Origin of the sequence: Planosporangium flavigriseum, from assembly GCF_011947225.1 — a bacterium.
Lineage (GTDB): Bacteria > Actinomycetota > Actinomycetes > Mycobacteriales > Micromonosporaceae > Planosporangium > Planosporangium flavigriseum.
Window position 1 is genome coordinate 33,242 of sequence record NZ_JAATVW010000019.1, and the last position, 13,565, is coordinate 46,806.

Annotated in this window: 15 protein-coding genes; 5 read left to right on the top strand and 10 right to left on the bottom strand. The window is 70.5% G+C overall.

Annotation, left to right across the window (positions count from 1 at the left end; all coding sequences use genetic code 11):
* Nucleotides 1-78 precede the first annotated feature (78 nt).
* The 5 genes from HC028_RS22050 to HC028_RS22070 all read left to right on the top strand — a co-directional run bounded on the left by HC028_RS22050 (nucleotide 79) and on the right by HC028_RS22070 (nucleotide 5,225).
* A complete protein-coding gene (locus HC028_RS22050; protein ID WP_239075654.1) occupies nucleotides 79-651 on the top strand; it encodes an ECF transporter S component in 573 nt (190 codons plus the stop codon).
* Nucleotides 648-2,054, top strand: coding sequence for an ABC transporter ATP-binding protein (locus HC028_RS22055; RefSeq protein ID WP_168079356.1), 1,407 nt, complete (start codon nucleotides 648-650; stop codon nucleotides 2,052-2,054). The genes HC028_RS22050 and HC028_RS22055 overlap by 4 nt, the downstream gene beginning before the upstream one ends.
* Complete coding sequence (locus HC028_RS22060) at nucleotides 2,051-2,848, top strand: energy-coupling factor transporter transmembrane component T family protein (protein WP_168079295.1); 798 nt, start codon at nucleotides 2,051-2,053, stop codon at nucleotides 2,846-2,848. The genes HC028_RS22055 and HC028_RS22060 overlap by 4 nt, the downstream gene beginning before the upstream one ends.
* A gap of 134 nt (nucleotides 2,849-2,982) precedes the next feature.
* Nucleotides 2,983-4,665: a PHP domain-containing protein gene (locus tag HC028_RS22065; RefSeq protein WP_168079296.1), complete on the top strand. Its 1,683-nt coding sequence runs from the start codon at nucleotides 2,983-2,985 to the stop codon at nucleotides 4,663-4,665.
* The gene (locus HC028_RS22070; protein WP_203981512.1) at nucleotides 4,665-5,225 is read left to right on the top strand and encodes a hypothetical protein; all 561 of its coding nucleotides are present in this window, start codon (nucleotides 4,665-4,667) and stop codon (nucleotides 5,223-5,225) included. The genes HC028_RS22065 and HC028_RS22070 overlap by 1 nt, the downstream gene beginning before the upstream one ends.
* Nucleotides 5,226-5,297: 72 nt before the next feature.
* Here HC028_RS22070 and HC028_RS22075 read toward each other — a convergent pair whose 3' ends face one another.
* The 10 genes from HC028_RS22075 to dnaJ form a co-directional block, all read right to left on the bottom strand.
* Nucleotides 5,298-6,095, bottom strand: coding sequence for an isoprenyl transferase (locus HC028_RS22075; protein ID WP_168079297.1), 798 nt, complete (start codon nucleotides 6,093-6,095; stop codon nucleotides 5,298-5,300).
* An 11-nt stretch (nucleotides 6,096-6,106) separates the two neighbouring features.
* Nucleotides 6,107-6,850: a DNA repair protein RecO gene (recO, locus tag HC028_RS22080; RefSeq protein WP_168079298.1), complete on the bottom strand. Its 744-nt coding sequence runs from the start codon at nucleotides 6,848-6,850 to the stop codon at nucleotides 6,107-6,109.
* Between the two features lie 22 nt (nucleotides 6,851-6,872).
* Nucleotides 6,873-7,754, bottom strand: coding sequence for a GTPase Era (era, locus tag HC028_RS22085; protein WP_168079299.1), 882 nt, complete (start codon nucleotides 7,752-7,754; stop codon nucleotides 6,873-6,875).
* An 80-nt stretch (nucleotides 7,755-7,834) separates the two neighbouring features.
* A complete protein-coding gene (locus HC028_RS22090) occupies nucleotides 7,835-8,176 on the bottom strand; it encodes a cytidine deaminase (protein WP_168079300.1) in 342 nt (113 codons plus the stop codon).
* A complete protein-coding gene (locus tag HC028_RS22095) occupies nucleotides 8,169-9,488 on the bottom strand; it encodes a hemolysin family protein (RefSeq protein WP_168079301.1) in 1,320 nt (439 codons plus the stop codon). Before HC028_RS22095 ends, HC028_RS22090 begins: the two co-directional genes overlap by 8 nt.
* Nucleotides 9,488-9,952: an rRNA maturation RNase YbeY gene (gene ybeY / locus HC028_RS22100; RefSeq protein ID WP_168079302.1), complete on the bottom strand. Its 465-nt coding sequence runs from the start codon at nucleotides 9,950-9,952 to the stop codon at nucleotides 9,488-9,490. The genes HC028_RS22095 and ybeY overlap by 1 nt, the downstream gene beginning before the upstream one ends.
* Nucleotides 9,953-9,967: 15 nt before the next feature.
* Nucleotides 9,968-11,038 (bottom strand): PhoH family protein, encoded by a 1,071-nt coding sequence (locus HC028_RS22105; protein WP_203981511.1) that lies wholly within the window; start codon nucleotides 11,036-11,038, stop codon nucleotides 9,968-9,970.
* Nucleotides 11,039-11,230: 192 nt separating this feature from the next.
* Nucleotides 11,231-11,578 (bottom strand): histidine triad nucleotide-binding protein, encoded by a 348-nt coding sequence (locus tag HC028_RS22110; protein ID WP_168079303.1) that lies wholly within the window; start codon nucleotides 11,576-11,578, stop codon nucleotides 11,231-11,233.
* Nucleotides 11,579-11,705: 127 nt separating this feature from the next.
* The gene (locus HC028_RS22115; protein WP_168079304.1) at nucleotides 11,706-12,416 is read right to left on the bottom strand and encodes a 16S rRNA (uracil(1498)-N(3))-methyltransferase; all 711 of its coding nucleotides are present in this window, start codon (nucleotides 12,414-12,416) and stop codon (nucleotides 11,706-11,708) included.
* Nucleotides 12,413-13,543, bottom strand: coding sequence for a molecular chaperone DnaJ (gene dnaJ, locus HC028_RS22120; RefSeq protein ID WP_168079305.1), 1,131 nt, complete (start codon nucleotides 13,541-13,543; stop codon nucleotides 12,413-12,415). The genes HC028_RS22115 and dnaJ overlap by 4 nt, the downstream gene beginning before the upstream one ends.
* Nucleotides 13,544-13,565: the final 22 nt, after the last annotated feature.

A 13,565-nucleotide genomic window follows, 5' to 3' on the forward strand; every position in this document is an offset into this window, starting at 1 on the left:
CATGTCCCGCCGCGACAGTGGCGAGGCATGGCGTGCGTCTTCTCCTGGTTCGCTCCACTGAGAACTGGGAGGCATCACATGAACTACCGATGGCGCACCGTCGACATCGTCGTCGCATCGGTCCTCGGCGTCGCGTTCGGCGTCGTCTTCTGGGCCTGGTACCTGTTCTACTCCGGACCCGCCGACGCGTTCCCGCTACCCGGCAAGGCGATCCTGTACGGCGTCTGGCTGGTGCCCGCCGTGCTCGGCGCGCTCATCATCCGCAAGCCGGGTGCGGCCGTCTACACCGAACTGATCGCCGCGATCGTCTCGGCGCTATTGGGCAACTCGTGGGGCTGGACGGTGATCCCGCAGGGACTGTTGGAAGGCCTCGGCGCCGAACTCGTTTTCCTGGCATTGATGTACCGCTCGTTCAACCTGGTCACCGCGGCTCTGGCGGGCGCTGCGGCCGGCGCTGCGGCCACCATCTTCGACGCGATCGTCTGGTACCCGGGCTACTCCTGGGCGAGCTTCCGGATCCCGTACATCGCGCTCGCGGCGCTCGGCTCGGCCATCGTGGCCGGCATCGGTGGCTGGGCACTCACCCGCGCGCTCGCGCAGACCGGCGCGCTCGACCGCTTCCCCTCCGGACGGGAACGGACGCTGATCTGAGCACGGTAGAACTGCGCGGCTTCGGCTGGCGCCACGCGGGCCGTAAAGCCTGGGCGGTACGCGGCGTCGATCTGCGCATCGAGCACGGCGAGCGGGTGCTCCTCCTCGGCCCCTCGGGGGCGGGGAAGAGCACCCTGCTCGCCGCACTCGCCGGTCTGCTGCCGGACGACTCCGGCGAGCAGGAGGGCCACGTCACGATCGACGGTCACGAGCCGAGGCAGGCGCGCGACCGGGTCGGCATCCTATTCCAGGACCCGCAGACCCAGCTCGTCATGGCGCGCGCCGGCGACGACGTCGCGTTCGGCCTCGAGAACCGCGGCGTGCCGACGACCGAGATCTGGCCGCGGGTCGACGCCGCCCTGGGGCGCGTCGGTTTCCCGTACCCGAGGGACCGCCGCACCGACGCGCTGTCCGGCGGCGAACAGCAGCGGCTGGCCTTGGCCGGCGTGCTCGCGCTCAGGCCCTGGCTACTCCTGCTCGACGAGCCGACCGCGAACCTCGACCCGGCCGGCGCGGCCCAGATCCGGGACGCGCTCGGCGCCGTCGACATGACCGTGGTCCTCGTCGAACACCGCGTCGCCGAGGTCGTACCGCTCGTGGACCGGGTCGTCGTACTGTCACCGGGCGGCGGAGTGGCTGCTGACGGCGTACCGGAGAAGGTCTTCGCCGAGCACGGCGCCGCGCTCGCCGCACAGGGGGTGTGGGTCCCCGGCGTCGCGCTGCCGCAGCGCCGCGCCGGCCGCGCCCCCGGGAAGGCGCTGCTCACCGCCGCCGGACTGACCCTGCGCCACCCCGGCGCCGCACGCCCCGCCCTGTCCGGAGTGGATATGGAGGTACGCGAAGGCGAGACGCTGACCGTGCTCGGCGCGAACGGCGCGGGCAAGTCGACCCTCGCCCTGCTGCTCGGCGGGCTGTTGCGGCCGAGCGCCGGACGGGTGACCGTGCACGCCGACCCGGCCGTGCCGCCGCACCGCTGGCGCGCCGCGACTCTCGCAAAGCGGATCGGCTCGGTGTTCCAGAACCCGGAGCACCAGTTCGTCACGAACCGGGTACGCGATGAGCTGGCCCTCGGGCCGCGGCGCGTCGGTCGGGATCCCGCTCCGGTCGTGGACGAACTACTCTCCCGGCTGCGCCTGGACCGGTTGGCGGCCGCGAACCCGTACACGCTCTCCGGCGGCGAGCAGCGGCGGCTGAGCGTCGCGACGGCCCTCGCCTGCGCGCCCGACCTACTGATCCTCGACGAGCCGACGTTCGGACAGGACCTGCGTACGTGGCGGGAACTGGTCGACCTGCTGGCGGATCTGCGCGATTCCGGTTGTGGCGTCGTGACCGTCACCCACGACGCCGACCTGGTCGAGGCGCTGGGCGACCGCCAGGTCGTACTCTCTCGGGGGGTGCGGTGAGACTCCTCGAACCGCTCGCCGACGCCAGTGCTCCGCTGGCCCGGCGCAACGCGACGGCCAAGCTCGCCGCGAGCGCGCTGCTGACGTTCCTACTGCTGGTGTCGATCGACCCGGTCACCCCGACGATCGCGATCGCGCTCGAACTCGCGCTGGTGCCGCTGTTCGGCATCCGGTACCGGGCGCTGGCCCGCCGATCCTGGCCGATTCTCGTCAGCGCGGCGATCCTCTTCGCCTTCACGCTCGTCTTCACCACGCAGCGCAGCGGCACCTCACTGGCGCACCTCGGGTCGTTCGCGGTCACCACCGGCAGCCTGGAAGCGGCCCTCGGACTGTCGCTGCGCATCCTGGCCGTGGCGCTGCCGGGCGTCGTGGTCTTCGCCACCACCGACCCGACCGACCTGGCCGACTCGCTCGTCCAGCACGTACGCGTGCCGCCGCGCTTCGCGATCGGCGCCCTCGCCGCGTTCCGCCTGGTACCACTGCTCGCCGACGAGTGGGAGCTACTGACGCTGGCCCGCCGCGCGCGGGGAGTGGACGCCGGGCGCAACCCGATCACCCGGCTACGGCTGTTCGCGTCCACCACGTTCGCCCTGCTCGTCGGGGCGATCCGGCGCGGTACCCGGCTCGCGACCGCAATGGACGCCCGCGGGTTCGACTCGCACCTGCCCCGGTCGGTGGCCCGCCCGCAGAAATTCGGGGTGGCCGATGCGGCTCTCATCGCGGGCGCAGTCGGGGTCGCCGCCATCGCGATCGGTGCCAGCGTCGTGGCCGGAACGTTCCGGTCCTTTGTGTGATGCACAGGTGCGCATACGTCCACGGGTGTTCACGTTGATCCCGTGGCGACGCCACCTTCCGTTCGCCCGCCTCCGCGAGATTTCGGCCGTGAGTTGCGCGTGATCACCGCGCTACCAGCCGAAACGGAGCAGTGATGGGACACAGCCACCCGCACCCCCACGACCACGATGTACCGGAGTCGCTTCCGCCCGTACTCGACGCATCCATTCCCGACAGTGAGCTGTCGCCGGCAGAGGTGTCGCGGCGCGGCTTCCTGCGCCGAGCCGGCATCCTCGGCGCGGGCGCGGCGGCCGCCGGAGCGTTGGGCGGCGGCGTGGCGCAGGCGCTCGGTCGCCCGCAGGCGGCACACGCCGACAGGGGCGGGAACGGGGAGCTGGTCTGGCTGGCCGGCGACCATCACATCCACACCCAGTACAGCCCGGACGGCATGTACCGGGTCTCCGACCACGTGCACCACGCCAGCGCCAATGGCCTGGACTGGATGGTCATCACCGACCACGGCACCGACCAGCACGCCAAGATCGGCGTCGAGAAGGTGAACCCGGACATCCAGCGCGCCCGCGAGCTGCACAAGGACATGCTCGTCTTCCAGGGCCTGGAGTGGAACATCCCGTCCGCCGAGCACGGCACGGTCTTCGTGCACCCGGGCAAGGACGAGGTCGCGGTCCTGAAGGAGTTCGAGAACTCCTTCGACGGCTCCGTCAAGAAGGCGTCCGGCTCCAGCCCGGCCAACGAGGCGCTCGCGATCGCCGGCATCAACTTCCTCGCCGACGCGGTCAACCGCAAGAAGGTGCGGGACGCGCTGTTCCTGGCCAACCACCCGGCGCGCAAGGGCATCGACTCGCCGCACGAGATCCGGGGCTGGCGCGACGCCCAGCCGCGCATCGCCGTCGGCATGGAGGGCGCGCCCGGTCACCAGGCCGCCGGCATCAAGAAGCCGAACGGCCCGGGCTCGGGCCGCGGCTACTACGACAGCACCCCCGGCAAGGATTCGTTCCCCGGGTACCCGCTGGAGAGCTACATCACCTACGGCGGCTTCGACTGGATGACCGCCACCGTCGGAGGCCTCTGGGACAGCCTGCTCGCCGAGGGCAAGGCCTGGTGGATCACGGCCAACTCCGACTCGCACTCGGTGTACGGCGACACGGCCACCCGCGGCCCGGGCAGCGACTTCACCAACAACGGGTTCTACAACGACCCGGTGTACTCGGGCGGCGTCAACCTGGGCAACGGCGACTTCTGGCCCGGCTGGTACAGCCGTACCCACGTCGGCGCGTCGAGCCGCTCGTACGCCGCCGTGATGGACGGCATCCGCGCCGGCAGGATCTGGGTCGACCACGGCCGCCTGCTGGACAGCCTGGACGTGTCGGTGCGCGCCGGCGGGTCCCGCGGCACGCTGGGCAGCATGCTGCAGGCCAAGCGCGGCTCCGACGTGGAGGTGCGGATCCGGATCGGGCTGCCGCAGGAGGCGAACTGGGGCACCTTCGTCCCGCAGCTCAAGCGCATCGACGTCATCGTCGGTGACGTGACCGGCCCGGTCGGCAACCGGGACACGTTCACCACGCCGAACACTCGCGTCGTGCAGTCGTTCGAGGTGACCGCGAAGGACAACGGGCGCGAGTTCGTGTTCCGCCTGCCGAAGATCGACGGGCCGAAGTACTTCCGCATCCGTGGTACCGACGGCAACCGCAGCGCGCCCGGCCTGATGGGCGCGTCGGTCGACCCGAACGGCCCAGCCGCGGACGTCTTCGGTGACGCCGACCCGTGGCAGGACCTGTGGTTCTACACCAACCCGATGTGGGTCCTCGCTCACTGATGACCAGCACCAACACCGCTGGCGTGGCCCGCACCGGTAACCCCGGTGCGGGCCGCGTCATCGGCCTCGACTCCGACCACGACAGCATCCCGGCGGCCGAGCACTGGCTGCACGAGCTCGTGCACCGGCTCGGCCACCCCGCCGACCTGATCGCGTGTACGCACCTGGTGTACGAGCCGCACCCACATGTGGCGGTGTCGCTCTCTTCGCTTCCCGATGGAGTGGCCCTGCCGCCTGAGGCTCAGCAGCACACCGAGGGCGCCCGCACCGCGGCTGCGGAGCACGGGGCCCGCGGCGCCGGCCGGGCCGTCCACTACCCCGGCATCGACCTGCTCACCGGCAGCCTTACCGTCGCCGAGGCGATCGAGCGCAGCGCCATCGAGCGGATCGTGATGATCGGCGGCGCCGACGCGCCACTCGACACCGTTCTGCACACGCTCGACTACGTCCGTCCGATGTGGAAGGATGGGAAGCTCGCGCTGGTGACCCGGCCGGGGCCGGAGGGCTCGCTGGTGCCGTTCGAGCTACAGAACCCCACCCCGTGCTGCGCTGACCATTAGCCGTCCAGCGCGCCCTGGATCTTGGGGATTCTGACACCGGATCCGGTGTCAGAATTTCCAAGATCCAAAAAGCTACAGCTCGGGCGACACCGGGTTGGGAATGGCCCCGCCGTACCGCCGGTCGCGCTTGGCATACAGCTCGCAGGCGTACCACAGGTGGCGGCGGTCGAAGTCCGGCCACAGCGTGTCGAGCGAGATGAACTCCGCGTACGCCGCCTGCCAGATCATGAAGTTCGACAGCCGCTGCTCGCCCGAGGATCGCAGCACGAGATCGACGTCGGGCAGGTCTGGCTCGTCGAGGTAGCGCGCGAAGACCTTCTCATTGATCTTGTCGGGCTTGATGCGCCCGGCCGCCACGTCCGCGGCCAGCTTCGCCGCCGCATCGGCGATCTCGGCCCGACCGCCGTAGTTGACGCACATCGTGAACGTCAGCTCGGTGTTGTGCCGGGTCAGCTGCTCGGCGTACTCCAGCTCGTTGATGACGCTGCGCCACAGCTTCGGCCGCCGCCCGGCCCAGCGCACGCGGATGCCCATCTCGTGGAACTCGTCGCGCCGGCGGTGGATGACGTCCCGGTTGAAGTTCATCAGGAAGCGCACCTCGTCCGGGGAACGCTTCCAGTTCTCCGTCGAGAACGCGTACGCGCTGACGTACTTGATCCCCAGCTCCAGCGCGCCCTCGATGACATCGAACAGCGCCGCCTCACCGGCCGTGTGGCCGGCGGTGCGGGGCAGGCCCCGCTCCTTGGCCCACCGGCCGTTGCCGTCCATGATGATCGCCACATGCTGCGGAACGACCTCGGCCGGCAGCGCCGGTGGGCGCGCTCCCGAGGGATGCGGCGACGGGGGCCGGTAGCTGGTGCGGCGGTTCAACGGGGGTCCTTTCAGCGATCAACCAACGGCAGCGAGCGTAGCCCGCGCTCCAAATGCCACTGCAGATGCGCCGCGATCAGGCCGCTGGCCTCCTTCCGCGGGCCAGGTTCGCTGGCGTCCGCGACGGCCCAGTCGCCCTCGCCGAGCGCGGTCATCAGCTCAAGCGTGGCCGGCGCGGGACGGGAGGCGCCGGGCGGGCGGCAGTCGGAACAGACACAACCCCCTGCGGGTACGGAGAACGCCCGGTGGACGCCCGCAGTGCCGCAGACGGCACACTCCCGCAGCGCCGGGGCCCAGCCGGCGATCGCGACTGCCCGCAGCAGGTACGCGTCGAGCACCAGCGACACCGTGTGCTCCCGGTTCGCCAGCGTCCGCAGGGCGCCGATGGTGAGGAGAAACATCCGCAGCGACGGCTCGTGCTCGACCGGGGTGAGCCGCTCCGCGGCCTCCGCGATCGCGCTGGCCGCCGTGTAGCGGGAGTAGTCGTCGACCAACCGCTTGCCGTACAGGTCGACGCCCTCGACCTGGCCGATCACGTGCAGGTTTCGGCCCTCGATCCACTGCACGTCGATGTGGCCGAACGGCTCGAGGCGGGCCCCGAACCGGGAGGACGTACGCCGTACCCCCTTGCCGACCGCCCGGATCCGGCCGTGGCGGCGCGTCAGCAGGGTGACGATCCGGTCCGACTCCCCCAGCTTCTGCACGCGTAGCACCACCGCGTCGTCGCGGGTGAGTTTTCCTCGGAAACCGGTCACCGGCTCATCGTATTAGTAATCCTCAGAAGCCCAGCTTGCGCAGCTGTTTCGGGTCGCGCTGCCAGTCCTTGGCCACCCGTACGTGCAGATCCAGGTAGACCTTCGTGCCCAGCAGCTCCTCGATATCCTGCCTGGCCCGCCGGCCGACCTCCTTGAGCCGGCTACCACCCTGCCCGATCACGATGCCCTTCTGACTCGGGCGCTCCACGTAGATGTCGGCGTACACCTTGGTGACCCGGTCCTCCGGAAGCACCTCCTCGACGAGCACCGCGATGGAGTGCGGCAACTCCTCACGTACGCCCTCGAGGGCCGCCTCCCGGATCATCTCGGCCATGAGCACGTGCTCGGGCTCGTCGGTGATCATGTGATCGGGGTAGAGCTGCGGCGAGGGCGGCAGGTAGCGCGTCATCACCTCGGTGAGCGTGTCGATCTGGTCACCCGCGACCGCGCTGACCGGCACAATCTCGGCGAAGTCGCCCAGCTCGCTGACCTCGACGAGGCGCTTGGCCAGGGTGGCCTTGTCGACCAGGTCGCTCTTGGTGACCACGGCGATCACGGTCGCCTTCAGCGAAGCGAGCTCCCCGGTGATGAACCGGTCGCCCCGTCCGACCGGCTCGTTGGCCGGCAGGCACAGGCCGATCACGTCGACCTCGCTCCACGTCTCGCGTACGAGGTCGTTGAGGCGCTCGCCGAGCAGCGTGCGCGGCCGGTGCAGGCCGGGCGTGTCCACCAGGACGAGCTGGGAGTCGGGGCGGTGCACGACGCCGCGCACGATGTGCCGGGTCGTCTGCGGCTTGTTCGACGTGATCGCGATCTTCTGGCCCACCAGCGCGTTGGTCAGCGTCGACTTACCGGCGTTCGGCCGCCCGACAAAACAGGCGAAGCCCGCCCGGTACTCGCTCACTCGTTCCTCCCCGCTGGCGTAAATCTCGCGTATACGAGGCTACGGTCCACGCGAGACGGCGTTGCGGGCGGGCAGCACTGTCAGTCCGTGACCACGCCCAGGACGGTCCCGTCCGGGCCGGCGAGGTAGACCGGTGCGTCCGCCGACAGGTCGCGTACGGTGGCGAGGCCCGCGCCATCCAGCGTGGACGCCTCGGTGACCACAGCCGCCGCCTCCAGCTTGACCGCGCCGGCCGACACCGCGCTCGCCACCGCGAGCTGCAGCGCCGTCAGCGTGAGCGACGGCAGGACGACACTGGCGGCCGCGTACGTGCGCCCGTCCCCGTCCCGCACCGCGGCGCCTTCGACGGCGCCCGTACGCGCCCGCGCCGAGCGGGCGAGCGTGACCAGTTTGGCGTCCTCAGGGGTGAGCTCATCAGGCATCGGCTGGTTGCCTCTCCTCGTGTCGGTCCGGCGCTTCCGGCTGCTCTTCGTCCTCGGTCCGGCGCACCAGTACCGTATCGATCCGGTTCCGGCGGCCGGTCGTGCCCTCGGCGATGAGCCGCAGCCCCGCCACGTCGACGGCGGCGCCCGGGATCGGCACGCGACCCAGCGCCTGCGCCAGCAGGCCGGCCACGGTCTCCACCTCTTCGGCCGGCAGTTCGGTCTCGAACAGCTCGCCCAGGTCCTCGATCGGCAGCCGGGCGGTGACCCGGACGGCTCCGTCGGGCAGCCGCTCCACCGGCGGGCGCTCAGCCACGTCGTACTCGTCGGTGATCTCCCCGACGATCTCCTCGAGGATGTCCTCGATCGTCACGAGGCCGGCGGTGCCGCCGTACTCGTCGACGACGACGGCGATGTGGTTGCGCGCGGCCTGCATCTCCCGCAGCAGGTCGTCGACCGGCTTGGACTCCGGCACGTACGCCGCCTCGCGCATGATCCGCGCCACCGGCAGCTCGGCCGCGCCCGGATCCCCGCTGGAGGTGCGCCGGACCAGGTCCTTGAGGTAGACGATGCCCAGGACGTCGTCGACGTTCTCCCCTATCACCGGCATGCGCGAGAAGCCGCTGCGCATTGCGAGCGCCAGGGCCTGGCGCAGGGTCTTGTGCGATTCGATCCACACCATCTCGGTACGCGGGACCATGACCTCACGCACGATCGTGTGGCCCAGCGCGAACACCGAGTGGATCATCTCGCGTTCGCCGTGCTCGACCACGCCGCGCTCCTCGGCGAGGTCGACCAGTTCGCGCAGCTCCACCGTGGTCGCGAAGGGCCCTTGACGGTACCCGCGACCGGGCGTGACGGCGTTGCCGATCATGATCAGCAGCGAGGCGAGCGGGCCGAGCGCCCGGCCCAGCCAGCGCACCAGCGGTGCCATGATCCGCCCCACCGTGTACGCGTGCTGCCGGCCGATCGTCCGCGGCCCGACGCCGACCACCACGTAGCTGACGATCGTCATGGAGCCGGCGGTGATCAGGGCCGCCCGCCAGTTCACCCCGAGCTGCTGTGCGGCCACCAGCGCGACGGTCGTCGTGGCGACCAGCTCGCAGGCCAGCCGCAGCAGGAGCAGCAGGTTGATGTAGCGCGGCGCGTCGGAGGCGACCAGTTGCAGCGTGCGCGCGCCCCGGACCCGCTCCCGGGCCATCTCGCCGGCCCGCGCCGGGGACACCGCCCCGAGCGCGGCGTCGGTCATCGCGAAGACCCCCGCCAGCACCACCAGCACCACGGCGGTGATGATCAGACTGACCGGATGCATCACTGCTTCCCGGCGTCGCGCCAGCTTTCGAGCAGGCGCCCCTGCAGTCCGAACATCTCGCGCTCCTCGTCGGGCTCGGCGTGGTCGTACCCGAGCAGGTGGAGCACGCCGTGGACGGTGAGCAGCGCGAGTTCGTCGCCGGTGCCGTGACCGGCCTCCGAAGCCTGCCGGGCCGCCACCTCCGGAGCGAGCACGATGTCGCCGAGCAGCGCCGGCTCGTTGCCGGACTCGCCCGGCCCGTGGTCGATGCTTCCCTCGTCCATCGGGAAGGCGAGCACGTCGGTCGGCCCTTCGCCGTCCATCCACCGGTGATTGAGCTCAGTCATGTACTCCACGTCGACGAGCAGGATGGACAGCTCGGCGAGCGGGTTGACACCCATCTCGTCGAGGGCGTGGCGAGCCACGGCGAGGATGGCGTCGGAGTCGACGTCGACCCCGGACTCATTGGCGATCTCGATGGACATGCGACCTCAGAGGTTTCAGCGCCGGCGGCCGGAACGGCCCTGGGCGGCGCGGTTGGGCACGGCGTGGACGTTGCCGTCGGATTGCTGGGCGGCGTCGAACCGCGCATAGGCGTCGACGATGTCGCTCACCAGCCGGTGCCGCACCACGTCGGCGCTGCCCAGCTGGGCGAAGTGGACGTCTTCGAGGCCCTCGAGGATGTCGCGGACCACCCGCAGGCCACTCGTGGTGCCGCCGGGCAGGTCGACCTGGGTGACGTCACCCGTGACCACAATCTTGGAGCCGAAGCCGAGCCGCGTCAGGAACATCTTCATCTGCTCGGGCGTGGTGTTCTGCGCCTCGTCCAGGATGATGAAGGCGTCATTGAGGGTGCGGCCCCGCATGTACGCCAAGGGCGCCACCTCGATCGTGCCGGCCTGCATCAGTCGCGGGATCGACTCGGGGTCGATCATGTCATGCAGGGCGTCGTAGAGGGGTCGCAGGTACGGGTCGATCTTCTCGTTCAGGGTTCCCGGAAGGAAGCCCAGCCGCTCGCCCGCCTCGACGGCGGGCCGGGTCAGGATGATCCGGTTAACCTGCTTGGACTGTAGCGCCTGCACAGCCTTGGCCATCGCCAGGTAGGTCTTGCCGGTGCCGGCCGGGCCGATACCGAAGATGATCGTGTGCTGGTCGATCGCGTCGACGTAGCGCTTCTGCCCCAAGGTCTTGGGACGGATCGTGCGACCACGCCGGGACAGGATGTTGAGGGTGAGGACCTCGGCGGGCCGCTCGGTGGTGCCCTCTTCGAGCATGCCGACGGTCCGCCGAACGGCGTCAGCGGTCAGTGTCTCGCCTTTCTCGATCAGTTCGAGCAGCTCCGCGAAGATTCGCTCGGCCAGCGCGTTGTCAGCAGGGGCACCCGTGATGGTGATCTCGTTTCCCCGTACGTGAACGTCGCTTGCTACGGAGCGCTCAACCAGGCGGAGCAGTTCGTCACCGGCGCCGAGTAGCCGGACCATCGTGTGCGGATCCTCGACCGTGATCTTCGTCTGCGCCCGGAGGGGCTCGGCGTGCGCGCCGCTCACGGCGGAGGGTGGAATCTGCGTCATGGGTCGGCCCGCGGGCCTTACGACACCTGCTCTCGCGTTCTGTGCGGCGTCCATACGGCGCCTGCGCTCGTTGGCTATCTGGGTACTCCATGGTATCGGGCCATCCGCATCAGGGTTCACGCGATTTCGCCGCGAGGCGATTGTGCACGCCTGAGGAACAGCCACACGTGAAAGATCCTGCCCGATTCCTGCTCACCTACACACCATCGGGCCGAGCGGCCCACCGCCGACCACATGGGCGTGTACGTGGAAGACCTCCTGGCCCCCGTACCGGCCGGTGTTGAAGATCGTTCGGTAACCGTTGCTCATCAGCCCCGCGGCCTTGGCCACCTGGGCAGCCGAGACGAGTACCTCGCCGGCGAGCGCCGGGTCGGCCGCGCTGAGGGCCGCCACGTCCGGAAAGTGCGTCTTCGGGATGACCAGGACGTGCACGGGAGCCTTCGGCGCGATGTCGCGGAACGCGAGGGTCGCGTCGGTCTCGTACACGACGTCAGCCGGGATCTCCCCGGCGACGATCCGGCAGAACAGGCAGTCCGTCACACCTGCACAGTACTAACGCGGATCAGGGCCGGCACTATTCCGTCCGGTGCCCTGCCGGCAATGAGATCCGTACTGGTCACCGGCGGCTCACGCGGCATCGGCCGGGCAGTCGTCCGCGCCTTCGCTGTTACCAGCGACCGAGGCGCACCGACAGCGCGGCGAGCGCGGCCACCCCGGCCGTCGACGTACGCAGCACCTCGGGGCCTAGCCGCACCGACTGGGCCCCCGCCGCCGAAAGCGTGGTCAGCTCGTCGGGGGCGATGCCGCCCTCCGGCCCCACGACCAACGTGATCTCACCGGCGTCGGGCAGGTCGACCCGCGACAGCGGCACCGACGCCTCCTCGTGCAGCACCAGCAGCGGACCGGGCCGCCGGGCCAGCACCGAGGTCGTCACCGGCTCTGTCACCTCCGGCATCCGCGGCCGGCGGGCCTGCTTAGCCGCCTCCCGGACGGTGGACCGCCAGCGATTCAGTGGCCGGTCGTCCTTCCACTTCGCGACCGACCGGGCGGCCACCCACGGGATGATCTCGTCCACGCCGACCTCGGTCATCGCCTGCACGGCCAGTTCGCCCCGGTCGCCCTTTGCGATGCCCTGCACCACGACGAGCCGGGGCGCCGGCGGTGGCACGTACCCGCGGTCAGTGATCGTCACGTCGAGCGTGCCGCGGCCGACGGCCGTGACCACCGCGGTGGCCGTGCCGCCCCGGCCGTCGCCGAGCAGCAGCCCCTCCCCGACGCGTAGCCGTTGGACGGTCGCGGCGTGGTGGCCCTCCGGCCCATCCAGCCGGAACTCGTCACCCTCCGGCAGCGCGTCGACGAGGAAGAGCGGAAGGCTCATGCATGCCCGTTGAACGCGTCCCGCATCCGGGAGAAGAAGCCGCCCTGCTTGGACAGTTCGGCGACCTCCTCGCCCCGGCTGCGGGCGAAGTCGCGCAGGATCTTCTCCTGCTCCGGGTCGAGCTTGGTCGGCGTCCGCACGTCGAGGTGCACGAACAGGTCGCCCCGGCCGGCGCCGCGCAGGTGCGGCACACCCTTGCCCCGGATCCGCAGCGTGGCACCGGGCTGGGTGCCGGCCTTGACGTCGACAGGCTCCTCGCCGTCCAGCGTCTTGATGGTCAGCCGGGTGCCGAGCGCCGCGGCGGTCATCGGCACGGTTACCCGGCAGTGCAGGTCGTCGCCCTTGCGCGAGTACACGTCGTGCGGGCGCTCGTGGATCTCGACGTACAGGTCACCGGGTGGGCCGCCCCCCGGGCCGACCTCGCCCTGCTGGGCCAGCCGGATGCGCATGCCGTCCTCGACGCCGGCCGGGATCTTGACGGTCAGCGTGCGGCGGGTGCGGACCCGACCGTCGCCGCCACAGGTCTGGCACGGGTGCGGGATCGTCGTGCCGTAGCCCTGGCAGGCCGCGCACGGGCGGGCCGACACGACCTGGCCGAGGAAGGTGCGCTGCACCGACTGCACCTCGCCGCGACCACCGCAGACGTCGCAGGTGGTGGGGTGGGTGCCGGCAGCCGTCCCAGCGCCCGAGCAGGTCGTGCACAGCACGGCGGTGTCTACCGTGATCGGCGTCTCCACGCCGAACGCGGTCTCCTGTAGGTCAAGCTCCAGCCGCAGGATCGCGTCGGCGCCTGGCCGCACCCGTGGCCGCGGGCCACGAGCGGTCGCGTTGCCGAAGAACGCGTCCATGATGTCCTGGAACCCGACGAACGGGGAGCCCGCACCGGGTCCCGAAGCGCCACCACCTGGAGCCAGGGGATCCCCACCCAGGTCCACCATCTCCCGCTTGGCCGGGTCGGACAGCACCTCGTACGCGGCGTTGATGTCCTTGAACTTCTCCTGCGCCGCCGGGTCAGGGTTGACGTCAGGGTGGTACTCGCGCGCCAGCTTCCGGTAGGCGCGCTTTATCTCGTCGGCGGAGGCGTCCCGACGTACACCCAGGATCCCGTAGTAGTCCTTGTTGGCCACGTGCGTCCTTTTGCCCTCGCTC

What these genes read in the sequence shown, in the direction of transcription:
- HC028_RS22105 (WP_203981511.1), bottom strand. Translation starts at nt 11,038, where the DNA reads ATGACGCAGATTCCACCCTCCGCCGTGAGCGGCGCGCACGCCGAGCCC.
- ybeY (WP_168079302.1), bottom strand. Translation starts at nt 9,952, where the DNA reads ATGTCCATCGAGATCGCCAATGAGTCCGGGGTCGACGTCGACTCCGAC.
- HC028_RS22095 (WP_168079301.1), bottom strand. Translation starts at nt 9,488, where the DNA reads ATGCATCCGGTCAGTCTGATCATCACCGCCGTGGTGCTGGTGGTGCTG.
- HC028_RS22115 (WP_168079304.1), bottom strand. Translation starts at nt 12,416, where the DNA reads ATGAGCCTTCCGCTCTTCCTCGTCGACGCGCTGCCGGAGGGTGACGAG.
- HC028_RS22050 (WP_239075654.1), top strand. Translation starts at nt 79, where the DNA reads ATGAACTACCGATGGCGCACCGTCGACATCGTCGTCGCATCGGTCCTC.
- HC028_RS22070 (WP_203981512.1), top strand. Translation starts at nt 4,665, where the DNA reads ATGACCAGCACCAACACCGCTGGCGTGGCCCGCACCGGTAACCCCGGT.
- HC028_RS22090 (WP_168079300.1), bottom strand. Translation starts at nt 8,176, where the DNA reads ATGCCTGATGAGCTCACCCCTGAGGACGCCAAACTGGTCACGCTCGCC.
- HC028_RS22065 (WP_168079296.1), top strand. Translation starts at nt 2,983, where the DNA reads ATGGGACACAGCCACCCGCACCCCCACGACCACGATGTACCGGAGTCG.